This window comes from Streptomyces sp. NPDC025273 (assembly GCF_040638585.1).
GTDB classification, from domain to species: Bacteria; Actinomycetota; Actinomycetes; order Streptomycetales; family Streptomycetaceae; genus Streptomyces; species Streptomyces cinereorectus.
Genome location: NZ_JBEZYP010000010.1, coordinates 84,796 through 102,701, shown reverse-complemented (window position 1 = coordinate 102,701; position 17,906 = coordinate 84,796). Strand labels below are relative to the sequence as shown.

Below are 17,906 nucleotides of genomic sequence, written 5' to 3'. Positions count from 1 at the left end.
GGGTAAGCATCCGGGTCGCGGCCCCCACGGGGCACCTGTAAACAGACACCTTCGACAAGGAGCGATCGTGGCGCGCGACATCGCGGCTCCCCTCACTGTTCCCACCGACCACCAGGAGCTCGTCTCCTGGGTGGACGGGATCGCAGCCCTCACCCAGCCGGACCGCGTGGTGTGGTGCGACGGCTCGGAGGCCGAGTACGAGCGTCTGTGCGAGGAGCTCGTCGCCAAGGGCACCTTCACGAGACTCGACCCGGTCAAGCGTCCGAACTCGTACTACGCGGCGTCCGACCCGAGCGATGTCGCCCGCGTCGAGGACCGCACCTTCATCTGCTCCGAGAAGGAGGAGGACGCGGGCCCGACGAACCACTGGAAGGCACCCGCCGAGATGCGGGAGGTCTTCACCGGGGAGCAGGGTGTCTTCCGCGGCTCCATGCGCGGCCGCACGATGTACGTGGTCCCGTTCTGCATGGGACCCGTGGGCTCGCCGCTCTCCGCGATCGGTGTCGAGATCACCGACTCCGCGTACGTCGCCGTCTCGATGCGCACCATGACGCGCATGGGCCGGGCCGTCCTCGACGAGCTCGGCACCGACGGCTTCTTCGTCAAGGCCGTCCACACGCTGGGCGCCCCCCTCGCCGAGGGCGAGGCCGACGTCCCGTGGCCGTGCAACTCCACCAAGTACATCTCGCACTTCCCCGAGGACCGCGAGATCTGGTCGTACGGCTCCGGCTACGGCGGCAACGCCCTGCTCGGCAAGAAGTGCTACGCCCTGCGCATCGCCTCCGTCATGGCCCGCGACGAGGGCTGGCTCGCCGAGCACATGCTGATCCTCAAGCTCACGCCGCCGCGCGGCGGGTCGAAGTACGTCGCGGCCGCCTTCCCGAGCGCCTGCGGCAAGACGAACCTCGCCATGCTGGAGCCCACGATCCCCGGCTGGACGGTCGAGACCATCGGTGACGACATCGCCTGGATGCGGTTCGGCGAGGACGGCCAGCTGTACGCGATCAACCCCGAGGCCGGATTCTTCGGCGTCGCGCCCGGCACCGGCGAGCACACCAACGCCAACGCCATGAAGACCATGTGGGGCAACTCCGTCTTCACCAACGTCGCGCTCACCGACGACGGCGACGTGTGGTGGGAGGGAATGACCGAGGAGATCCCCGCGCACCTCACGGACTGGAAGGGCAACGACTGGACCCCCGAGTCCGGTACGCCCGCCGCCCACCCCAACGCCCGCTTCACCGTCCCGGCCGGCCAGTGCCCGATCATCGCGCCCGAGTGGGAGGACCCGAAGGGCGTGCCGATCTCGGCGATCCTCTTCGGCGGCCGCCGCGCCTCCGCCGTACCGCTGGTCACCGAGTCCTTCACCTGGCAGCACGGTGTCTTCCTGGGCGCCAACGTGGCCTCCGAGAAGACCGCTGCCGCCGAGGGCAAGGTCGGCGAACTGCGCCGCGACCCGTTCGCCATGCTGCCGTTCTGCGGCTACAACATGGGCGACTACATGAACCACTGGATCAAGGTCGGCGCCGACAAGGCGGACCAGTCGAAGCTCCCGAAGATCTACTACGTCAACTGGTTCCGCAAGAACGACGCGGGCAAGTTCGTCTGGCCCGGCTTCGGCGAGAACAGCCGTGTCCTCAAGTGGATCGTCGAGCGCCTGGAGGGCAGGGCCGAGGGCGTCGAGACCCCCATCGGCATCCTGCCGGCCAAGGGCGCCCTGGACACCGAGGGCCTGGAGCTCTCCGAGTCCGACCTGGACTTCCTGCTCAAGGTCGACAACGAGATCTGGCGCGAGGAGGCGGCCCTGATCCCCGAGCACCTCAACACCTTCGGCGACCACACACCGAAGGAACTGTGGGACGAGTACCACGCGCTGGTCCAGCGCCTGGGCTGATCCACTTCCCGATCCCCGTGGCCGGCTTCCCGACATCCGCCCTGACCTGTGGGGTCCAAGGCCCGCCGCGGTAAGGCACCCGGAGTCCCCCTCGTGGCTCCGGGTGCCGCCCCTTTTCGGCGGGAACACCCGCTTGTCGCCACCTGTTTGCGCACCATCCCTTCACCACACTTGCATGACCCCTGCAGAGCGCCCGGGGCATCGCGGGCGCCGACAACCCTGTGGGGGGACGCAGTTGAACAGGTCAGGAAAGAAAAGACGCGGCATCGCGACACTGGTGGCGCTCGCACTCGCCGGTGCGGGCCTGACGGTGCTCGCCGCACCCGCCGCGCACGCGGCCGGCGACGAGGTGGCCAAGCTGCCCATCACGTCCTTCTCCTCGATGGTCGTCGACTCCGCGCACGAGCGCGTCTACGTGAGTGACGACACCCGCCTGCTGAACACGAAGTCGTCGGTGCTCGTCTACAACTTCCAGGGCCAGCGCGTCGCCACGCTGCCGAGCACGTCCGGCGCCGTGGGCGGCATGGCGCTCTCCACGGACAGCACCAAGCTGTTCGTGTCGGAGATGGGCCGGATCGCGGCGTACGACACCGTGACCCACGCCAAGACCGTCCACGCCTCCACGTACTACTGGGGTGAGTGCGGGCGGCAGGTCGCCTACGCGGGCGGCAAGGTGTGGTTCACGGAGGTCGGGTACGCCACGCAGTGCGACGACCGCGTGAGCCAGCTGTTCGGCGTCGGCGGTTCCGGGACCTACACGACGGGCTGGGAAGGTGCGGGCAGGCTGCACTTCGCGACCGCCCCCGGCGCTCCGGACGTGCTCGCGATGGGGCAGACGCTGAGCACCGGAGGGGCCAACCCCTACCTGACCACCTTCGACAGCAGCGGCGACTCGCTCGTCCGGGGCCCGCAGCGCCGCTTCGCGGACGGCGAAGGGGCGGGCGCCCTCGACCTCAAGGACCTGGCGCTGTCCCCGGACGGCGGCCGGCTGGCCGTCGCCGACGGCTCCTACGGCACCCGGCTCCTCGACGCGGCCGACCTGTCCGACGCCCCGACGGCCTACCAGCCGCTCCCGGAAGGGGCGAAGGCCTCGGCCGTCGCCTTCAGCGGCGACGGCCGGTACGTCGCACGGGGTGCCGGCGCCACAGGCCCCGTGCCCGACCTGCTGATCCAGAAGGCCGACCCGGAGGAAGGCACCACCGCGTCCGAGTTCGCCTTCGAGGGTGAACTCGATGGCGCCCGGATCGCCCCGCGGGGACTCGGGTGGTCGCAGGACGCCTCCCGGCTCTTCGCCGTGACCACCAACGCCTCCGGCACCTCCTACTGGCTGCACGTCATCCAGCCTCCCGCGGCCCAGTACGACTCCCGCTTCACGGGCGCCCTCTCCACCACCCCGGCCCAGGCGGTCGTCGGCGAACCTCTGGGAATCCGGGGGCGCCTGGAGCTGGACGGACCCGCCCCGGCGGAGCCGGTGAAGGTGTCGGCGGTACGCCACGACGCGAACGGCGACCGCAGGACGGCAGCCGTGGAGGTGGACGCGGACGGCTCGTTCACGGTGCTCGACGTCCCCTCGCTGGTCGGCGACGCCACCTACACCCTCTCGTTCCTGGGTGATGTGACCCACCGCCCGGCCGAGGACGTCACCCTCGCCGTCACCGTGGCCAAGGCGCCGACGGCGATCGCGCTCACCGCGCCGGCGGAGGGGCAGAAGAACCAGAGCCTGGAGATCACCGGCACCCTCACCGGCCAGGGCAGGGCGCTGCCGGCGGGGATCACCCTGTCCGTGCAGCGCACCGACAAGCGGGGCACCGGCACGCTGACCTCCGCCGCCGTCGCTGCCGACGGCACCTTCCGGATCAACGACCTGCCCTCCGCGCGGGGAGAGGTCGTCTACACGGTCGCCTACGCGGGCGACGACCTGCACAGCGCCTCCACAGCGTCCGTGACGGTGCGCGTCCGCGCCGCGTAATCCCTGCCCGCACGCGACGCATGTCCGGTCCTCAGGGGCATGGCACCCGGTCCGCGCGCCTTCGCGGCCCGCGGACCGGGGCCGTCAGTGGGCGCCGGCCAGCGCGGTCGCGGTCCGGGGTGCGAGTGCGGCGGTGTGCGCGTCCATGGCCTCGGCCGCGAGGATCGCGACGGCCGTGTCGGCGCGGGACGCGGCCACGACGAGGACCCGGCCCGCGAGGTCGCGGGCGCGGCGGTGGAGCGCGGTCGCGGGCGCGTCGGTCCGTCCGGCGTGCCGGGCCGGCGGTGCGCCGCGGAGGCGGGCCACCTGCGCCGCGATGCGGTCGCCGGTGGTGCCGAGCCCCAGCTCGTCGGTGACCGCGAGGAGGGCGGAGAGGTGTCCGGCGAGCTGGATGTCCAGCTCCTCCTCACGGGTGCGGTGCGGGAAGCCGGCGTCGTCGGCCGGTGTGTGGACCGACTTGGTGCGGATCGGCTCGTACATGGATGGCCTCCTGGCGTTGCAGTAAGCCTATCCTATCCTGGATTCAGTCTAAAGTTGTGAGAGGTCCGGAAGGGTGTCGGCGCGGACGGCTCACGGCTGGCCGTAACCGTCCAGGAACTTCCCGATACGGGTCACGGCATCGGTCAGATCCTTGGCCGGCGGCAGGGTGACCACCCGGAAGTGATCGGGTTCCGGCCAGTTGAAGCCCGTACCCTGCACGACCATGATCTTCTCGGCGCGCAGCAGGTCGAGCACCATCTGCCGGTCGTCCTTGATCTTGAAGACCTTGGGGTCGAGCCTCGGGAAGAGGTACAGCGCCCCCTTCGGCTTCACACAGGTCACCCCGGGGATCTGCGTCAGCAGGTCGTAGGCGATGTCCCGCTGCTCCAGGATCCGCCCGCCGGGCAGCACCAGCTCGTTGATCGACTGGCGGCCGCCGAGCGCGGTGGCCACCGCGTGCTGCGCGGGCATGTTCGCGCACAGCCGCATGTTCGCCAGGATCGTCAGGCCCTCGATGTACGAGGTGGCGTGCGCCTTCGGGCCGCAGACCGCCATCCATCCGGAGCGGTAGCCCGCGATCCGGTAGTTCTTGGAGAGCCCGTTGAAGGTGAGCACCATCAGGTCGGGGGCGATCGCGGCGGTGGGCGTGTGGGTCGCACCGTCGTACAGGATCCGGTCGTAGATCTCGTCGGAGCAGACGACCAGGTTGTGGCGGCGGGCGATCTCCGTCAGCCCGCGCAGCATCTCGTCGTCGTAGACCGCACCCGTCGGATTGTTCGGGTTGATGATCACCATCGCCTTGGTGCGGTCGGTGATCTTCCGCTCGATGTCGGCGAGGTCGGGCATCCAGTCGGCCTGCTCGTCGCACCGGTAGTGCACGGCCGTACCGCCGGCCAGCGAGACCGAGGCCGTCCACAGCGGATAGTCCGGAGCGGGTACGAGCACCTCGTCGCCGTCGTCGAGCAGCGCCTGCATCGACATCTGGATCAGCTCGGAGACGCCGTTGCCCAGGTAGACGTCCTCGACGTCGAGGTCGATCCCCTTGGTCTGGTAGTGCTGCATCACCGCCCGGCGCGCGGACAGCAGGCCCTTCGCGTCGCCGTAGCCGTGCGCCCCCGAGAGGTTGCGCAGGATGTCCTCGAGGATCTCGGGCGGGCACTCGAAGCCGAAGGCGGCCGGATTGCCCGTGTTGAGCTTGAGGATGCGATGACCCGCGGCTTCCAGCCGCATGGCCTCCTCCAGCACGGGGCCGCGGATCTCGTAACAGACGCCGGAGAGCTTGGTGGACTGGATGACCTGCATGTCCGCGAGCTTACGGCCGTGTTTCGCGTGGTGCGCCCGGTTTCCGCACCGGTTGCTCCCTACGGGGCCCCGCGCCGGCCCGTCCGGACTTCCATCCCCATGCGGCCCCGGCCGCCCACCGTGGGAACGGGCGGTCGGGACGGCGCCGCGGCTTGGAATGCGGGCGTGACCCACGAGGCGGGTGAGATGCGCCACGCGGCACCGGCCGGCGGGCGGTCCGGGCCCCGCCCCGGCCCGCGGTTCACCCGGGCAGTACGGTCCGGTCCGGGAGCCGGACGCCGAAGTCGTCGGCCAGCACGCGCAGCACCTCGGCCGGGCCGCTCAGCTCCCGCTCGGCGACCGTGCCGTCGTCGGCCGTCTCCACGAGGGTGCGGCCGGACAGGGCCCGGTGCAGGCCCGGCAGGGTGCGCTGGGCGTACACCGTCTGCTGGAAGGGCGAGCGCGGGTTCGTCGCGATGTGCCAGTTGATGACCTCGAAGTCGGGCTCCTCGAAAGGCTCCAGCGTGAACTCGTACTGCGGCTCCCAGGCGCCGCCCTTCTCCGCCTGCAGCTCCCACAGCTCAAGCGGTCCGTCGTGCGGCGCGTGCACCAGCCGGTGACGGCGCGGGGTGTCGAGCAGCTCGGCGTCCACGACCAGCGGGATCGGCTCCAGCAGAGCCCCGCTCGAACCGAAGCCGACATCGGCCAGGTACGCCGCGGGGTCGTCCTGCGCCTCCACCTTCATCAGCATGTGCGTACGCGGCCTGATGTCACCGGGCGCGGCGCCCAGCACCACCCGCGCGGCCAGCAGGGTGACCCGGAAGTCCAGCCGGGTCAGGACGGCCGCGAGAAGGGTGTTGTGCTCGTAGCAGTAGCCGCCGCGCTCGCCGCGGACGAGCTTCGCCTCCAGGTCGGGGAGTGCGAGGGAGGGGGCGCTGTCGAGGAGGGGTTCCAGATTCTCGAACGGGATGCCCAGCATGTGGGCGCGGTGCACGGACCGCAGCACCTCCACGGTGGGACGGCGCTCCCCGGACCAGCCGATGCGGGCGAAGTAGGCGTCGAGGTCGAGTGTCATGCCCCGACAGTACGCAGACCGCTCGGACGTACCTCACCTCCTGTGCGTGGGAAGAGGGGCACGGGGCAGGCCTCCCGCCCGGGCGGGAGGCCTGCGCGGCGTGGGGCGGGCCGGTGCGCGCAGGGCGGCGCCGGCTCCCCCGCGCGGGGTGTGCCGCGCTCAGCGGGTGAGCAGGTCCACCACGCGTGCGGTGTCCTCCTCGTCGTGTCCCCCCTCCTTCAGCAGCCGCTCCATCAGATGCAGGTACGGCGTCAGCAGCGCGGTGCTGACGCCCTGTTCCTCCGCCGTGCGCACCAGCGTGGCACTGCCCGCGACCTGCATGGCCAGGTTGGAGACCACCCCCGTCGTGTGGTCGCCGCTGTTCAGCCGCTCCGCCGTCGTGTGCGCGGCCGGGACCATGGCGGTGAGCCAGTCGACGAGGAGCGGGGCGAACCCGGCGGGGTCGATGTCCTCGCGGCGGATCAGCGCGAAGGCATGGGTGATGCCGGAGAACGCCCCGTACATCGCGCTCAGCAACGCCACGTCGTGCAGGGCGGCGAAGCCGGCGTCCTCCCCGACGTACCGGGTGCCCGCGGGCACGGCCAGCGTGTGCCGGTGGTCCTCGAAGGCGCCGGAGGAGCCGCTGTAGAACACGTAACCCCCGGAGTCCGGCGCGCCGATCATCGGCGGTACGGCCATGATCCCGCCGTCCAGGAACCGGGCGCCCCGTGCCCGCGCCCAGGCGGCGCGGTCCCGCGCCCGGAGAGGGGTGCCGGTGGTGAGGTTGACCAGGTCCCTGCCCGTCAGGTCGGCCTCGGCCAGGGCCTCGTCCACGGAGTCGTCGTCCAGCAGGCAGAGCACGACGAGCCGGGCGGCGGCAACCGCCTCGGCGGCCGTGGCCGCCGCGGTCGCGCCCCGGGCGGCGAGCGGCTCGGCGCGTCGGGGGGTGCGGTTCCACACGGTCAGCGGGTGCCCGGCGGTGAGCCAGGCATCGGCGAGCGCGGTACCCATGGCACCGAGCCCGAGAAGGGCGACGGGTTCCTTGTGCGCGGTGTCGTCCCGCGCGGTGTTGTCGGACATGGACACGAGCGTGGTCGCAGGCCGTGGAGTGATCAAGTACCCACTTGGAAGTGGGTGGTTACCCTGGGGTGAGTGACCAGCTGGGAGGCACAGGCCATGGGGACCGTTCGACGGCCGGGTTCGTACGTCTGCGGGATCGACGCGGCGATGGACGTGATCGGCGGGAAGTGGAAGGTGCTGATCCTCTGGGCGCTCGACGAGCGGACGCTCCGCTTCGGCGAGCTGCGCAGGCAGGTGCCGGGAGTGACCGAGAAGGTGCTCGCGTCGCATCTGCGCGAGCTGGAGCGGGACGGCATCGTGCGCCGCGATGAGCACGCCGAGGTGCCGCCCCGGGTGGAGTACTCACTGACGCCGCGGGGTGCGGCGCTCAACGAGGCGCTGGGCCCCCTGGGGGCGTGGGGGCGGGAGAACGTCCTGCGGGACGCGGCTGCGGGGGCGGCGTCCGGCTGAGGGGCTCTTGCGCGCCGGCCACGGACTGCTCGATGCGGTGACCGGGGTGCTGCCGGGTGCGGGGGTCGCCGACGGGCCGCTCACGGGGCGTCAGCTCCGCGGACCGGCCCCGGTGTTCCCCGGGGCCGGCCCGTGGCCGGGAGGGTGAGGGAGGTCCGTACGGCCGCGCGGACGGCGGGGCCGGTGCGCTGATCCGTCCGGCGGCTTGATTTCCCCCCTTGTTGGAGATCCCTCCCGTGCGCCAACATGCGCATGTCAAAACCGGAAGAACTCCGGTGACAGACGCATCTGGAGGGGACCCCCACATGAACAAGCCTCTCGTCGGCGCACTCCTTTCCGTCCTGCTTCTCGGGGCGGGCGTCGCACCCGCGGCCGCGGCCACGGGCCCGGACACGGCCGAAGTCCGTGCCAAGGCGGTCACCTTCGCCGGCACGGTCGCACTCAGCAACTGTTCCGGCTCGGTCGTCCGGACGCCCTCGTCGCTGCCGGGCGACCCGGCCCTCGTCCTGTCCAACGGCCATTGCCTGGAGACCGGGTTCCCGGATCCGGGCGAGGTCGTGCTCAACCGGTCGTCGACCCGCAGCTTCACGCTGCTGAACGCCGCGGGCAGCGGCGTCGGCACCCTGCGGGCCAGCAAGATCGCGTACGGGACGATGACGGACACGGACATCTCGCTGTACCAGCTCACCCGCACCTACGCCCAGATCGAGAGCTCCTACGGCATCAAGGCCCTGGAACTCGACGCCGCGCGCCCGGCGCAGGGCACCGCCGTCACGGTCGCGTCCGGGTACTGGAAGCGCACCTACAGCTGCGCCGTCGACGGGTTCGCCTACCGCCTCAAGGAAGGCGTCTGGACCTGGAAGGACTCGGTCCGCTACACCTCGGCCTGCCAGACCATCGGCGGCACGTCCGGATCGCCGGTGATCAACGACGCGACGGGCAAGGTCGTGGCCGTCAACAACACCGGGAACGAGGACGGGCAGCGGTGCACGGACAACAATCCGTGCGAGGTGGACGAGAACGGCACCGTGACCGTCCGCGAGGGCATCAACTACGCCCAGCAGACCTACGGCATCGTGGCGTGCATCGGCAGCGGCAACCAGATCGACCTGAACCGGACGGGCTGCGCACTGCCCAAGCCGTAGCCGTGGCCACGGGGGTGGGGCGGCCGGTCAGGCCCGTGACCGGCGGCCCGCGCCCCGTACCGCCCGGCCCGCCAGGGCCGTGGTCCGCCTGCCGTCCTCGATGACGAAGCGGCCGTCGATCAGGACGTGCGGGATGCCCACCGGCAGGGTGCGCGGCTCGTCGAACGTCGACCCGGCCGCCACCGTCGCCGGGTCGAAGAGGACCAGGTCCGCGCGGTAGCCCTCGTGGACCAGGCCCCGGTCCGGCAGCCGCAGACGGGCGGCCGGCCGGGACGTGAGGTGTGCGACGCACTCCTCCAGGGTGAGGATGCCCAGCTCCCTCACGTACCGGCCGAGGTACTGGGGGAACGTGCCGTAGGCGCGCGGGTGCGGCTTGTCGCCCTGGAGGATGCCGTCGCTGCCGCCGGTGTGCACCCGGTGGCGCATGATCTGCCTGACGTTCTCCTCGTGGCCGACGTGCTGGAGGATCGTCGTGCCGAGCCGGTCCTCGACGAGTAGCCGGCGGGCGGTCGCCCAGGGGGCCTCGCCGCGCAGCCGGGCGGACTCGGCCACCGTACGGCCGACGTAGCCGGCCAGGTGCGGTGCGCCGACACCCGAGATCTCGATCGTGTCCCACTCGATCGGGACGCCGTGGCAGCCGTCGGAGCCGAGGACCTCCAGGTGGTGGCGGATCCGTTCCGCCGTCGCGTCGTCCGCGAGCCGGGTCAGGACCGGCTCGGGGCCGCCCTCACCGGCCCAGCTCGGCAGCATCGCGACGAGGGTCGTGCAGCCCGGGGTGTACGGGTAGGTGTCGAGGGATATGTCGGCGCCCGCCGCGAGGGCGTCGTCCAGGAGGGCGAGGAGATCGGGGGCTCTGCCCTTGTTCACGCCGAAGTTCATCGTGGCGTGGGCGAGATGGAGGGCGCAGCCCGCGTTCCTGGTGAGCCGCACCATCTCCTCGTAGGCGGCGAGCGCCCCCGCGCCGTAGGAGCGGTGGTGCGGGCAGTAGTAGCCGCCGTATCCGGCCACCACCCGGCACAGCTCGGTGAGTTCGGCGTCGTCCGCGTACATCCCGGGGGTGTAGGTGAGGCCGGAGGACATGCCGACGGCGCCCTCGGCCATGCCCTGTCCGACCAGCTCCTTCATCCGGGTCAGCTCGGCGGCGGTGGCGGGGCGGTCCTCCCAGCCGACCGCGAGCATCCGGACGGTGCCCTGCGGGATCAGGTAGGCGGCGTTGACGGCGATGCCCTGGCCGTCGAAGTTGCGGTCGAGGCGGTCCAGGTACTGGCCGACCGTGCGCCAGTCGAAGTCGATGTCCGACCCGTCGCCGTTCCAGCCGGCGATGGAGCGGCGTATCCCGTCGAGCGTGCGGTCGTCGCAGGGGGCGTAGGACAGCCCGTCCTGGCCGAGGACCTCCAGGGTGACTCCCTGGGCGGCCTTGGCGCTGTGGTCGGGGTCGCGGAGCAGGGCCAGGTCGCTGTGGGCGTGCATGTCGACGAAGCCGGGGGAGAGGGCGAGGCCGTCGGCGTCCAGGGTGCGTGCTGCGGTGGGCCGCGGGCCGTCGCCCTCCCGGCGGATCTCGGTGATCCGGCCGTCCGCGACGCCTACGTCGGCACGGTAGGAGGGGGCGCCGGTGCCGTCGACGACACGGGCGTCGCGGATGATCAGGTCCATGGCGTGCTGCCTTTCAGCGGTGGCTCGCGCCCCGGGGCCCTCGGTGCTCAGGGCTGGTGGCGTCCGGAGCGGGCCCCGCGGGGATCAGAAGAAGGTGCGGATGTAGTCGGTGACCGTGCCGTCCGCCTCGGCCAGCGGGATCAGCTGCCACTTGTCGAAGGAGGTGCAGGGGTGCGACAGGCCCATGCCGATCCAGTCGCCCACCTCCAGCCCGGTGTCCGGTTCCGTGCGGACCCAGCCGTGCTGGTCGGACAGGCCGGTGACCGTGATCCCGGTGGCGGGCCGCACCGAGCCGTCGCGCGCGGACCGGACGACCCGCGCCTGCGGGAGGTCCAGGTCGTACGCGGCGTCCCGCTTGCCCGCGTTGACGAAGGCCTGCTCGGGGGTGGGCCGTGAGACGACCTGGGCCCAGAGCAGGAAGGCGGGCCGCAGGGCGCCCTCCTCGGGGATCCGGTTGAAGGGGGTGAGGTGGCGGTAGTGGCCGTCGTCGTGGCTGACGTAGGCGCCCGAGCGCAGCAGCTTGCAGACGGGGCGGCTCAGCGTCCCGGTCTCCGCGAAGACGTCGGCCACCGCGTCGAACCACGCGCTGCCGCCCGCACTGATGAGGATCTCGCCGGCCGCGGGCAGTCCGGCGAAGCGGCCGGCCGCGTCGAACTCCGCGGCCAGGGCGACGAGACGGCGCAGCCACTCCCTCACCCGCTCGGGGGAGGCGTCCGGCACCTCCCCCTCGTATCCGGCGACGCCCACCAGGCGCAGTGTGGACACGGCGGCCACGGCGTCGGCGACCGCGGCGCAGTCGGCCTCCGTACGGGCGCCGGTGCGCGCGTCCGGGCCCGCGCCCAGTTCCACCACGACGTCGACGGGGCGGGAGGCACCGGCGGCGCGCAGGGCCTCGTCCATCAGCTCGACGCCGCGCACGGAGTCGGCGTAGCAGACGAACGTGAAGTCCGGGTCGGCGTCCAGCTCACCGGCCAGCCACCGCAGCGCGACGGCGTCGACGACCTCGTTGGCCAGGAAGATCCGCCGGATGCCGTACGCCCGGTAGACCCGCGCCTGGTGGGGGACGGCGGCGGTGATGCCCCAGGCGCCGTGCTCCAGCTGGCGGGCGAAGAGCTGCGGGGACATCGACGTCTTGCCGTGCGGGGCGAAGGCCAGACCGTGCCGCCGCGCGTAGGTCTCCAGGAGCGTGAGGTTGGCCTCGACCGACTCGGCGGACAGGGTGAGCACCGGGGTGGTGAACCCACCGGTGAAGAGGTTGCGGCGCTGGGCCGCCAGGGCGCCGACGGTCAGACCCTCCGCATCGGGCGGCAGGGCCTTGAAGCGGTGGTCGACCCGCTCGTCGGCGAGTGCCGCCACGGCCTGATCCGCGGACACGGCCGGGTACGGGCCCACTGACGTGCCGGCGGTCTGCTCGGCGGACTGTTCGGCGGCCAAGGGAGCCTCCTCAGGGAGTGTCGTTGCATCATGTGCAACAGTCATTGCGCATATCGCTTGACGCTGTCTAACATCCGAGCCGACGCCGGGTCAATGGTGAGCCCCGGTGCCGATGCCCGACCACGAGGAGCCCAGCGTGCCCGGACCCGCAGCCAGGACAGCCACCGCGGACGTCGTCTGCCTCGGTGAGTCCATGGTGACGTTCCTGCCCTCGCAGCCCGGCCGCCTCGCCGACGTCCCCACCTTCGGCCGCGGGATCGGCGGCGCCGAGTCCAACGTCGCCTGCGCGCTGGCCGCCGCCGGACACCCGGCGAAGTGGGTCAGCCGGGTCGGCGCCGACGGCTTCGGCGACCACCTCGTCGAAGCCGTCGCCCGGTACGGGGTCGACACGTCCGCCGTACGCCGCGACCCGGACCGGCCCACCGGCATCTACTTCCGAACGGCGACGGACCGGGCCACCGACACCCACGAAGTGGCGTACTACCGGGCCGGATCCGCCGCCTCCGCGATGTCCCCGCACAACGTCCCCTACGAGGACCTCCTCGCCGGCCGCATCCTTCACCTGTCCGGCATCACGGCCGCGCTCTCCGGCGACTGCCTGGCCCTGCTCCACGACCTGACCGCCCCCCGGGACGGCCGCCCGCAGATCTCCTTCGACGTCAACCACCGCCCCGGCCTGTGGCGGAACGGCGGCGCGGGACCGGACGTCCTGCTCGGCCTCGCCCGCCGCTGCGACCTCGTCTTCGTCGGCGAGGACGAGGCGGAGGAGGCCTGGGGGGTCCGCGGGACCACCGCGATCCGTGCCGCGCTGCCGGAGCCGGCGGTGCTGGTCGTCAAGCGCGGCAGCGAGGGCGCGACGGTGTTCTCGCGGCACCTCCCCGGGCCCGGCTCGCCCGCATCCGACACCGTCACGGCCGTCCCCGCCCTCCACGTCGACGTGGTCGCGCCCGTCGGCGCCGGGGACGCCTTCGCCGCCGGATTCCTGTCCGCCACCCTGCGCGGCCTGCCGGTCCGGGACCGGGCCCGGCACGGCCACCTGATGGCCGCCGCCGTCCTCACCGTCCCCGGCGATCTCACCGACCCTCCGGCCCGCGCACACGCCGACCGCCTCGCAGCCTTGGACGACGCAACCTGGGGCACACTTCGTCTCGGCCCCGGCTGGACAGCAGCCGACGGGGCGAACGAGGAGGTACGAGTCACATGAGCCAGACCGTCGACCGCGCGCTCAGCATCCTGCCGCTGCTCGCCCAGGGCCCCGCCGACCTCGGCCAGGTCGCCGAGAGGCTCGGCGTCCACAAGTCCACGGCGCTGCGCCTGCTCCGTACGCTCCACGAGCACGGACTCGTCTACCGCCAGCAGGACCAGCGCTACCGCCTCGGCGCCCGGCTCTTCGCGCTCGCGCAGGAAGCCGTCGAGAACCTCGACGTGCGCGAGATCGCCCACTCCCACCTCGTCGAGCTGAACGAACAGTGCGGGCACACCATCCACCTCGCGGTGTACGAGGAGAACGAGGTCCTCTACATCGACAAGGTCGAGAGCCGCTATCCCGTACGGATGTACTCGCGGATCGGAAAGCCCGTCGCGATCACCGTCGCCGCGGTCGCCAAGCTGCTTCTCGCCGACCTGACCGAGCCGGAGCGGCGCGCGATCGCCGAGCGGCTCGACTACCCCATGTACACGTCCCGTTCGATCCCGAACGCCGGAGCCTTCCTCAGGGAACTCGCCGTCGTACGCGAACAGGGCTGGGCCACCGACCTCGGCGGCCACGAGGAGTCCATCAACTGCATCGGCGCCCCCATCCGGGGCGCGGACGGCCGGGTGGTCGCCGCCATGTCGGTGTCCGCACCGAACGTGGTCGTCACGGCCGAGGAACTCCTCACCCTGCTCCCCCTGGTGCGCCGCACCGCCGACACCATCAGCCGGGAGTACTCCGGCACCACCCCCGTCAAGAAAGCCTGAACCGTCATGACCGAGAAGACCGCCCTCACCCCCAGCACCCACACCACCCCGCCCGCCAGGTTCTCGCACGGCGTGAAGAAGGGGAACATCCTCCAGGTCGCCGGGCAGGTCGGCTTCCTGCCCGCCGACGGGACCGGCCGGGCACCCACCCCGGCCGGTCCGACGCTGCGCGAGCAGACCCTGCAGACCTTCGCCAACGTCAAGGCGATCCTGGAGGAGGGCGGCGCGAGCTGGGACGACGTGATGATGATGCGCGTCTACCTCACGGACGTCGACCACTTCGCCGAGATGAACGCCCTCTACAACGCCTACTTCGAGGAGCAGGGACTCACGGCGCCCGCCTCCGCCCGTACGACGGTCTACGTCGGCCTCCCCGCGGGACTACTCATCGAGATCGACGCCCTCGCGGTCCTCGGCTGACCCGCCTCCCCCGCCGCCCCACCCCGCATCACGGCCCGGCGCCCCGTCCCCGTCGCACGGGAGCGCCGTGCCGCGCTCCCCCATGCCCCGAAGGACCCCGCCACCCCCGGAGTTGACCGAACATGCTGCTCGCCGCCCCATCCGCGCCGGCCGGGACACCACCCCGCACTGGCGGACTGCTCCTCCTGATCGACGGCACCGCGGGCCTGCTGACCGTCGCCGCCCTCGGCATCGCGCTGCTCCTCCTCCTGATCATCAAGGTCAGGCTGCAGCCGTTCGTCGCGCTGCTCGCCGTGTCCATAGCCGTCGGCCTGGGTGCCGGTCTCTCCGTCACCGAACTCTTCGGAACGGTCCAGAAGTCCGCCGCCGTGTCCGTCATCGAGTCCGGCATGGGCGGCATCCTCGGCCACGTCGCGATCATCATCGGCCTCGGCACCATGCTCGGTGCGATCCTCGAGGTCTCCGGCGGCGCCGAGGTGCTCAGCACCCGTCTCCTGAACGTCTTCGGCGAGAAGCGCGCCCCGCTCGCCATGGGCCTCACCGGTCTGATCTTCGGCATCCCGGTCTTCTTCGACGTCGGCATCTTCGTCCTCGCTCCGATCGTCTACGCCGCCGCCAAGCGCTCCGGAAAATCGATCCTGCTGTACGCGATGCCGCTGCTCGCAGGCCTCTCGATGACCCACGCGTTCCTGCCGCCGCACCCCGGACCTGTCGCCGCCGCGGGCCTCTTCGACGTCTCGCTCGGCTGGGTCATCCTGATGGGCGCCGTCGTCGGCATCCCGTCCGTCCTCGCCGCCTGGGCCTACGCCGCCTGGATCGGCAAGCGCCTCTTCGTCGACGTCCCGCAGGACATGGTCGAGGCCGCCGCCGAGGCCAAGGCGGCCGTCGCCGCCGAGCAGCGCGCCGCCGGGGTCACCCCGCGCGAGAAGCCCGTCGCGCTCGGCACCGTACTCGCGATCATCGGCACCCCGCTGGCGCTGATCCTCGCCGCCACGTTCTCCTCCATCGCGCTGGCCCCCTCCACCCCGCGCTCCGTGATCGAGTTCTTCGGCAACCCGTTCGTCGCCCTGACCATCGCGCTGCTCCTGGCGTACTACCTGCTGGGCATCCGGCGCGGCTGGTCCCGCACCTCCCTCGAATCCGTCTCCACGTCCTCGCTGAAGCCGGTGGGCAACATCCTGCTGGTCGTCGGTGCGGGCGGCATCTTCGGAGCCGTACTCAAGGGCAGCGGCATCGCGGACGCGCTCGCCGACACCTTCAACGACATCGGCCTGCCGGTCATCCTGCTCGCCTGGCTCATCTCCGTGGTACTGCGCGTCGCGCAGGGCTCCGCGACGGTCGCGATCGTCACCACCGCCGGCATCGTCGTCCCGCTGGTCGAGGGACAGGGCATGTCGCAGGCCCACCTCGCACTGATCATCATGGCGATCTCGGCGGGGTCCATCTTCGCCTCGCACGTCAACGACGGCGGCTTCTGGATGGTCTCGAAGTACTTCGGCATCTCGGAGCGCGACACCCTGAAGTCCTGGACGGTCCTCGAAACGGTCCTCTCGGTGGCCGGCTTCGTGGTCGCGGCAGCGCTCAGCCTGGTCATCTAGGCTCCTTTGTCGGGATCAGGCCGGGGCCACGCGAGCGGCCCCGGCCTCCTTGTCCGCACGGTGACCCGGTGCGGACGGGAGACCGGGCGTGCGCGCCCTCTTGTCCGACGGCCCACTTTGCGCTTCGTTGATCGGCATGGTGGAGACAAGCGGAACAACAGAGTCAGGGTCCGGGACAGGACGGACGGGGGCCGGGGAGCCAGGCTCCGCGCCGCGCAGGTCCAGTTGGAGGTACATCGGCCCCGGCATCGTCGTCGCCGCGACCGGCGTGGGCGCAGGGGACCTGGTCGCGACACTCATCGCTGGAAGCAAGTTCGGCCACACCCTCATGTGGGCGGCCGTGATCGGCTGCCTCGTCAAGATCTCCCTCGCCGAGGCGGTCGGCCGCTGGCACCTCGCCACCGGCCGCACCCTCTTCGACGGCTGGCGCAGCATCGGCGGGTGGACCACGGGCTACTTCGCGGTCTACGTCGTCGTCTGGGGCTTCGTGTACGGCGCGACGGCCATGTCCTCCAGTGCCCTGCCCATCGTGGCGCTCTTCCCCGACGGTCCGGGGCTGAAGACCTGGGCGATCATCACCGGGCTCGTCGGCCTGGTCTTCGTCTGGTTCAACCAGTACGCCGTCTTCGAGAAGGTCATGACGGTCCTGATCGGCGTGATGTTCGTCGTGGTGGTCTACGTCGCGATCCGGGTCGTGCCGGACGCCGGCGCCTCGTTCGCGGGGCTGCTCCCCGTACTCCCGGACGGCTCGCTGATCTACACGCTCGGACTGATCGGCGGGGTCGGCGGCACCATCACCATGGCGGCGTACGGGTACTGGGTGAACGCCAAGGGATGGAGCGACTCCTCCTGGATGAGGGTGATGCGCCTCGACAACCGGGCCGCGTACATCACCACCGGCGTCTTCGTCGTCGCCATGCTGATCGTCGGTGCCGAACTGCTGCACTCCTCGCAGATCGCCCTGACGAAGGGCGACCGGGGGCTGATCGACCTCGGCCAGGTCCTGGAGGACCGCTTCGGGGCGGGCACCGCGAAGCTGTTCCTGGTCGGCTTCTTCGCGACCTCGTTCTCGTCGCTCATCGGTGTGTGGCACGGAGTCAGCCTGATGTTCGCGGACTTCGTGGAGCGGACCCGGGCGGGCCGCCGCGGCGCCGACGTCGAGAAGGCCACGGGCGCGACGGTCGGCCGGCAGCAGCGGTCCGTGCCCTTCCGCGCCTATCTGCTCTGGCTGACCTTCCCTCCGATGACCCTGCTCTGGCTGGACGAACCGTTCGGCCTGGTCATCGGATACGGGGTGCTCGGCGCCTTCTTCATGCCGTTCCTCGCCCTGACCCTGCTCTGGCTGCTCAACTCCTCGCGCACGCCCAGCCAGTGGCGCAACGGCTGGCTGAGCAACGGGATGCTGGCCGCCGCCGGGCTGCTGTTCGTCGTGCTGTGCGTCCAGCAGGTGCGCGAACTGCCCTGGTGAGCCACGGGGGGCGCACCCCGG

General features: G+C 71.6%; 15 protein-coding genes. 9 read left to right on the top strand and 6 right to left on the bottom strand.

The window, feature by feature from the left end:
* Positions 1-67: 67 nt before the first annotated feature.
* Both AB0F38_RS18395 and AB0F38_RS18390 read left to right on the top strand, forming a co-directional pair.
* On the top strand, positions 68-1,894 hold the full coding sequence (locus AB0F38_RS18395; RefSeq protein WP_361893889.1) for a phosphoenolpyruvate carboxykinase (GTP): 1,827 nt from the start codon (positions 68-70) through the stop codon (positions 1,892-1,894).
* A 235-nt stretch (positions 1,895-2,129) separates the two neighbouring features.
* On the top strand, positions 2,130-3,863 hold the full coding sequence (locus AB0F38_RS18390) for an Ig-like domain repeat protein (RefSeq protein ID WP_361893887.1): 1,734 nt from the start codon (positions 2,130-2,132) through the stop codon (positions 3,861-3,863).
* Positions 3,864-3,947: 84 nt separating this feature from the next.
* Here AB0F38_RS18390 and AB0F38_RS18385 read toward each other — a convergent pair whose 3' ends face one another.
* The 4 genes from AB0F38_RS18385 to AB0F38_RS18370 form a co-directional block, all read right to left on the bottom strand.
* Positions 3,948-4,343: a hypothetical protein gene (locus AB0F38_RS18385; protein ID WP_361893884.1), complete on the bottom strand. Its 396-nt coding sequence runs from the start codon at positions 4,341-4,343 to the stop codon at positions 3,948-3,950.
* A 90-nt stretch (positions 4,344-4,433) separates the two neighbouring features.
* Positions 4,434-5,645, bottom strand: coding sequence for a pyridoxal phosphate-dependent aminotransferase (locus AB0F38_RS18380; RefSeq protein ID WP_361893881.1), 1,212 nt, complete (start codon positions 5,643-5,645; stop codon positions 4,434-4,436).
* Between the two features lie 241 nt (positions 5,646-5,886).
* Complete coding sequence (locus AB0F38_RS18375; protein ID WP_361893878.1) at positions 5,887-6,699, bottom strand: arylamine N-acetyltransferase; 813 nt, start codon at positions 6,697-6,699, stop codon at positions 5,887-5,889.
* Positions 6,700-6,858: 159 nt separating this feature from the next.
* Positions 6,859-7,758 (bottom strand): NAD(P)-binding domain-containing protein, encoded by a 900-nt coding sequence (locus AB0F38_RS18370; protein ID WP_361893875.1) that lies wholly within the window; start codon positions 7,756-7,758, stop codon positions 6,859-6,861.
* 96 nt (positions 7,759-7,854) lie between these two features.
* Here AB0F38_RS18370 and AB0F38_RS18365 point away from each other — a divergent pair, with 96 nt between their 5' ends.
* Positions 7,855-8,208 (top strand): helix-turn-helix domain-containing protein, encoded by a 354-nt coding sequence (locus AB0F38_RS18365; RefSeq protein WP_361894373.1) that lies wholly within the window; start codon positions 7,855-7,857, stop codon positions 8,206-8,208.
* A 305-nt stretch (positions 8,209-8,513) separates the two neighbouring features.
* Positions 8,514-9,353, top strand: coding sequence for a serine protease (locus AB0F38_RS18360; RefSeq protein WP_361893872.1), 840 nt, complete (start codon positions 8,514-8,516; stop codon positions 9,351-9,353).
* A 27-nt stretch (positions 9,354-9,380) separates the two neighbouring features.
* On the opposite strand, the gene AB0F38_RS18355 is transcribed toward AB0F38_RS18360, so the two are convergent.
* Together AB0F38_RS18355 and AB0F38_RS18350 are read right to left on the bottom strand one after the other, a co-directional pair.
* Positions 9,381-11,057: a D-aminoacylase gene (locus tag AB0F38_RS18355; protein ID WP_361894370.1), complete on the bottom strand. Its 1,677-nt coding sequence runs from the start codon at positions 11,055-11,057 to the stop codon at positions 9,381-9,383.
* A 33-nt stretch (positions 11,058-11,090) separates the two neighbouring features.
* Positions 11,091-12,380, bottom strand: a complete 1,290-nt coding sequence (locus AB0F38_RS18350; protein ID WP_361894367.1) for an amino acid deaminase — start codon at positions 12,378-12,380, stop codon at positions 11,091-11,093.
* A 196-nt stretch (positions 12,381-12,576) separates the two neighbouring features.
* On the opposite strand from AB0F38_RS18350, the gene AB0F38_RS18345 reads away from it, so the two are divergent.
* From AB0F38_RS18345 to AB0F38_RS18325, 5 genes are all read left to right on the top strand, one after another.
* Entirely contained in the window at positions 12,577-13,644 is a 1,068-nt protein-coding gene (locus AB0F38_RS18345) for a sugar kinase (RefSeq protein WP_361893869.1), read from the top strand.
* Positions 13,641-14,399, top strand: coding sequence for an IclR family transcriptional regulator (locus AB0F38_RS18340; RefSeq protein WP_361893866.1), 759 nt, complete (start codon positions 13,641-13,643; stop codon positions 14,397-14,399). Before AB0F38_RS18345 ends, AB0F38_RS18340 begins: the two co-directional genes overlap by 4 nt.
* Positions 14,400-14,405: 6 nt before the next feature.
* Positions 14,406-14,819, top strand: coding sequence for a RidA family protein (locus tag AB0F38_RS18335; RefSeq protein ID WP_361893863.1), 414 nt, complete (start codon positions 14,406-14,408; stop codon positions 14,817-14,819).
* A 122-nt stretch (positions 14,820-14,941) separates the two neighbouring features.
* Positions 14,942-16,417, top strand: a complete 1,476-nt coding sequence (locus tag AB0F38_RS18330) for a gluconate:H+ symporter (RefSeq protein WP_361893860.1) — start codon at positions 14,942-14,944, stop codon at positions 16,415-16,417.
* 136 nt (positions 16,418-16,553) lie between these two features.
* The gene (locus tag AB0F38_RS18325; RefSeq protein ID WP_361893857.1) at positions 16,554-17,885 is read left to right on the top strand and encodes an Nramp family divalent metal transporter; all 1,332 of its coding nucleotides are present in this window, start codon (positions 16,554-16,556) and stop codon (positions 17,883-17,885) included.
* The last annotated feature ends 21 nt before the right edge of the window (positions 17,886-17,906 follow it).

Excerpts from the sequence above, each read along its gene's own strand:
- AB0F38_RS18385 (WP_361893884.1), bottom strand. The coding sequence starts at position 4,343 with ATGTACGAGCCGATCCGCACCAAGTCGGTCCACACACCGGCCGACGAC.
- AB0F38_RS18380 (WP_361893881.1), bottom strand. The coding sequence starts at position 5,645 with ATGCAGGTCATCCAGTCCACCAAGCTCTCCGGCGTCTGTTACGAGATC.
- AB0F38_RS18375 (WP_361893878.1), bottom strand. The coding sequence starts at position 6,699 with ATGACACTCGACCTCGACGCCTACTTCGCCCGCATCGGCTGGTCCGGG.
- AB0F38_RS18370 (WP_361893875.1), bottom strand. The coding sequence starts at position 7,758 with ATGTCCGACAACACCGCGCGGGACGACACCGCGCACAAGGAACCCGTC.
- AB0F38_RS18365 (WP_361894373.1), top strand. The coding sequence starts at position 7,855 with ATGGGGACCGTTCGACGGCCGGGTTCGTACGTCTGCGGGATCGACGCG.
- AB0F38_RS18360 (WP_361893872.1), top strand. The coding sequence starts at position 8,514 with ATGAACAAGCCTCTCGTCGGCGCACTCCTTTCCGTCCTGCTTCTCGGG.
- AB0F38_RS18340 (WP_361893866.1), top strand. The coding sequence starts at position 13,641 with ATGAGCCAGACCGTCGACCGCGCGCTCAGCATCCTGCCGCTGCTCGCC.
- AB0F38_RS18335 (WP_361893863.1), top strand. The coding sequence starts at position 14,406 with ATGACCGAGAAGACCGCCCTCACCCCCAGCACCCACACCACCCCGCCC.
- AB0F38_RS18330 (WP_361893860.1), top strand. The coding sequence starts at position 14,942 with ATGCTGCTCGCCGCCCCATCCGCGCCGGCCGGGACACCACCCCGCACT.
- AB0F38_RS18325 (WP_361893857.1), top strand. The coding sequence starts at position 16,554 with ATGGTGGAGACAAGCGGAACAACAGAGTCAGGGTCCGGGACAGGACGG.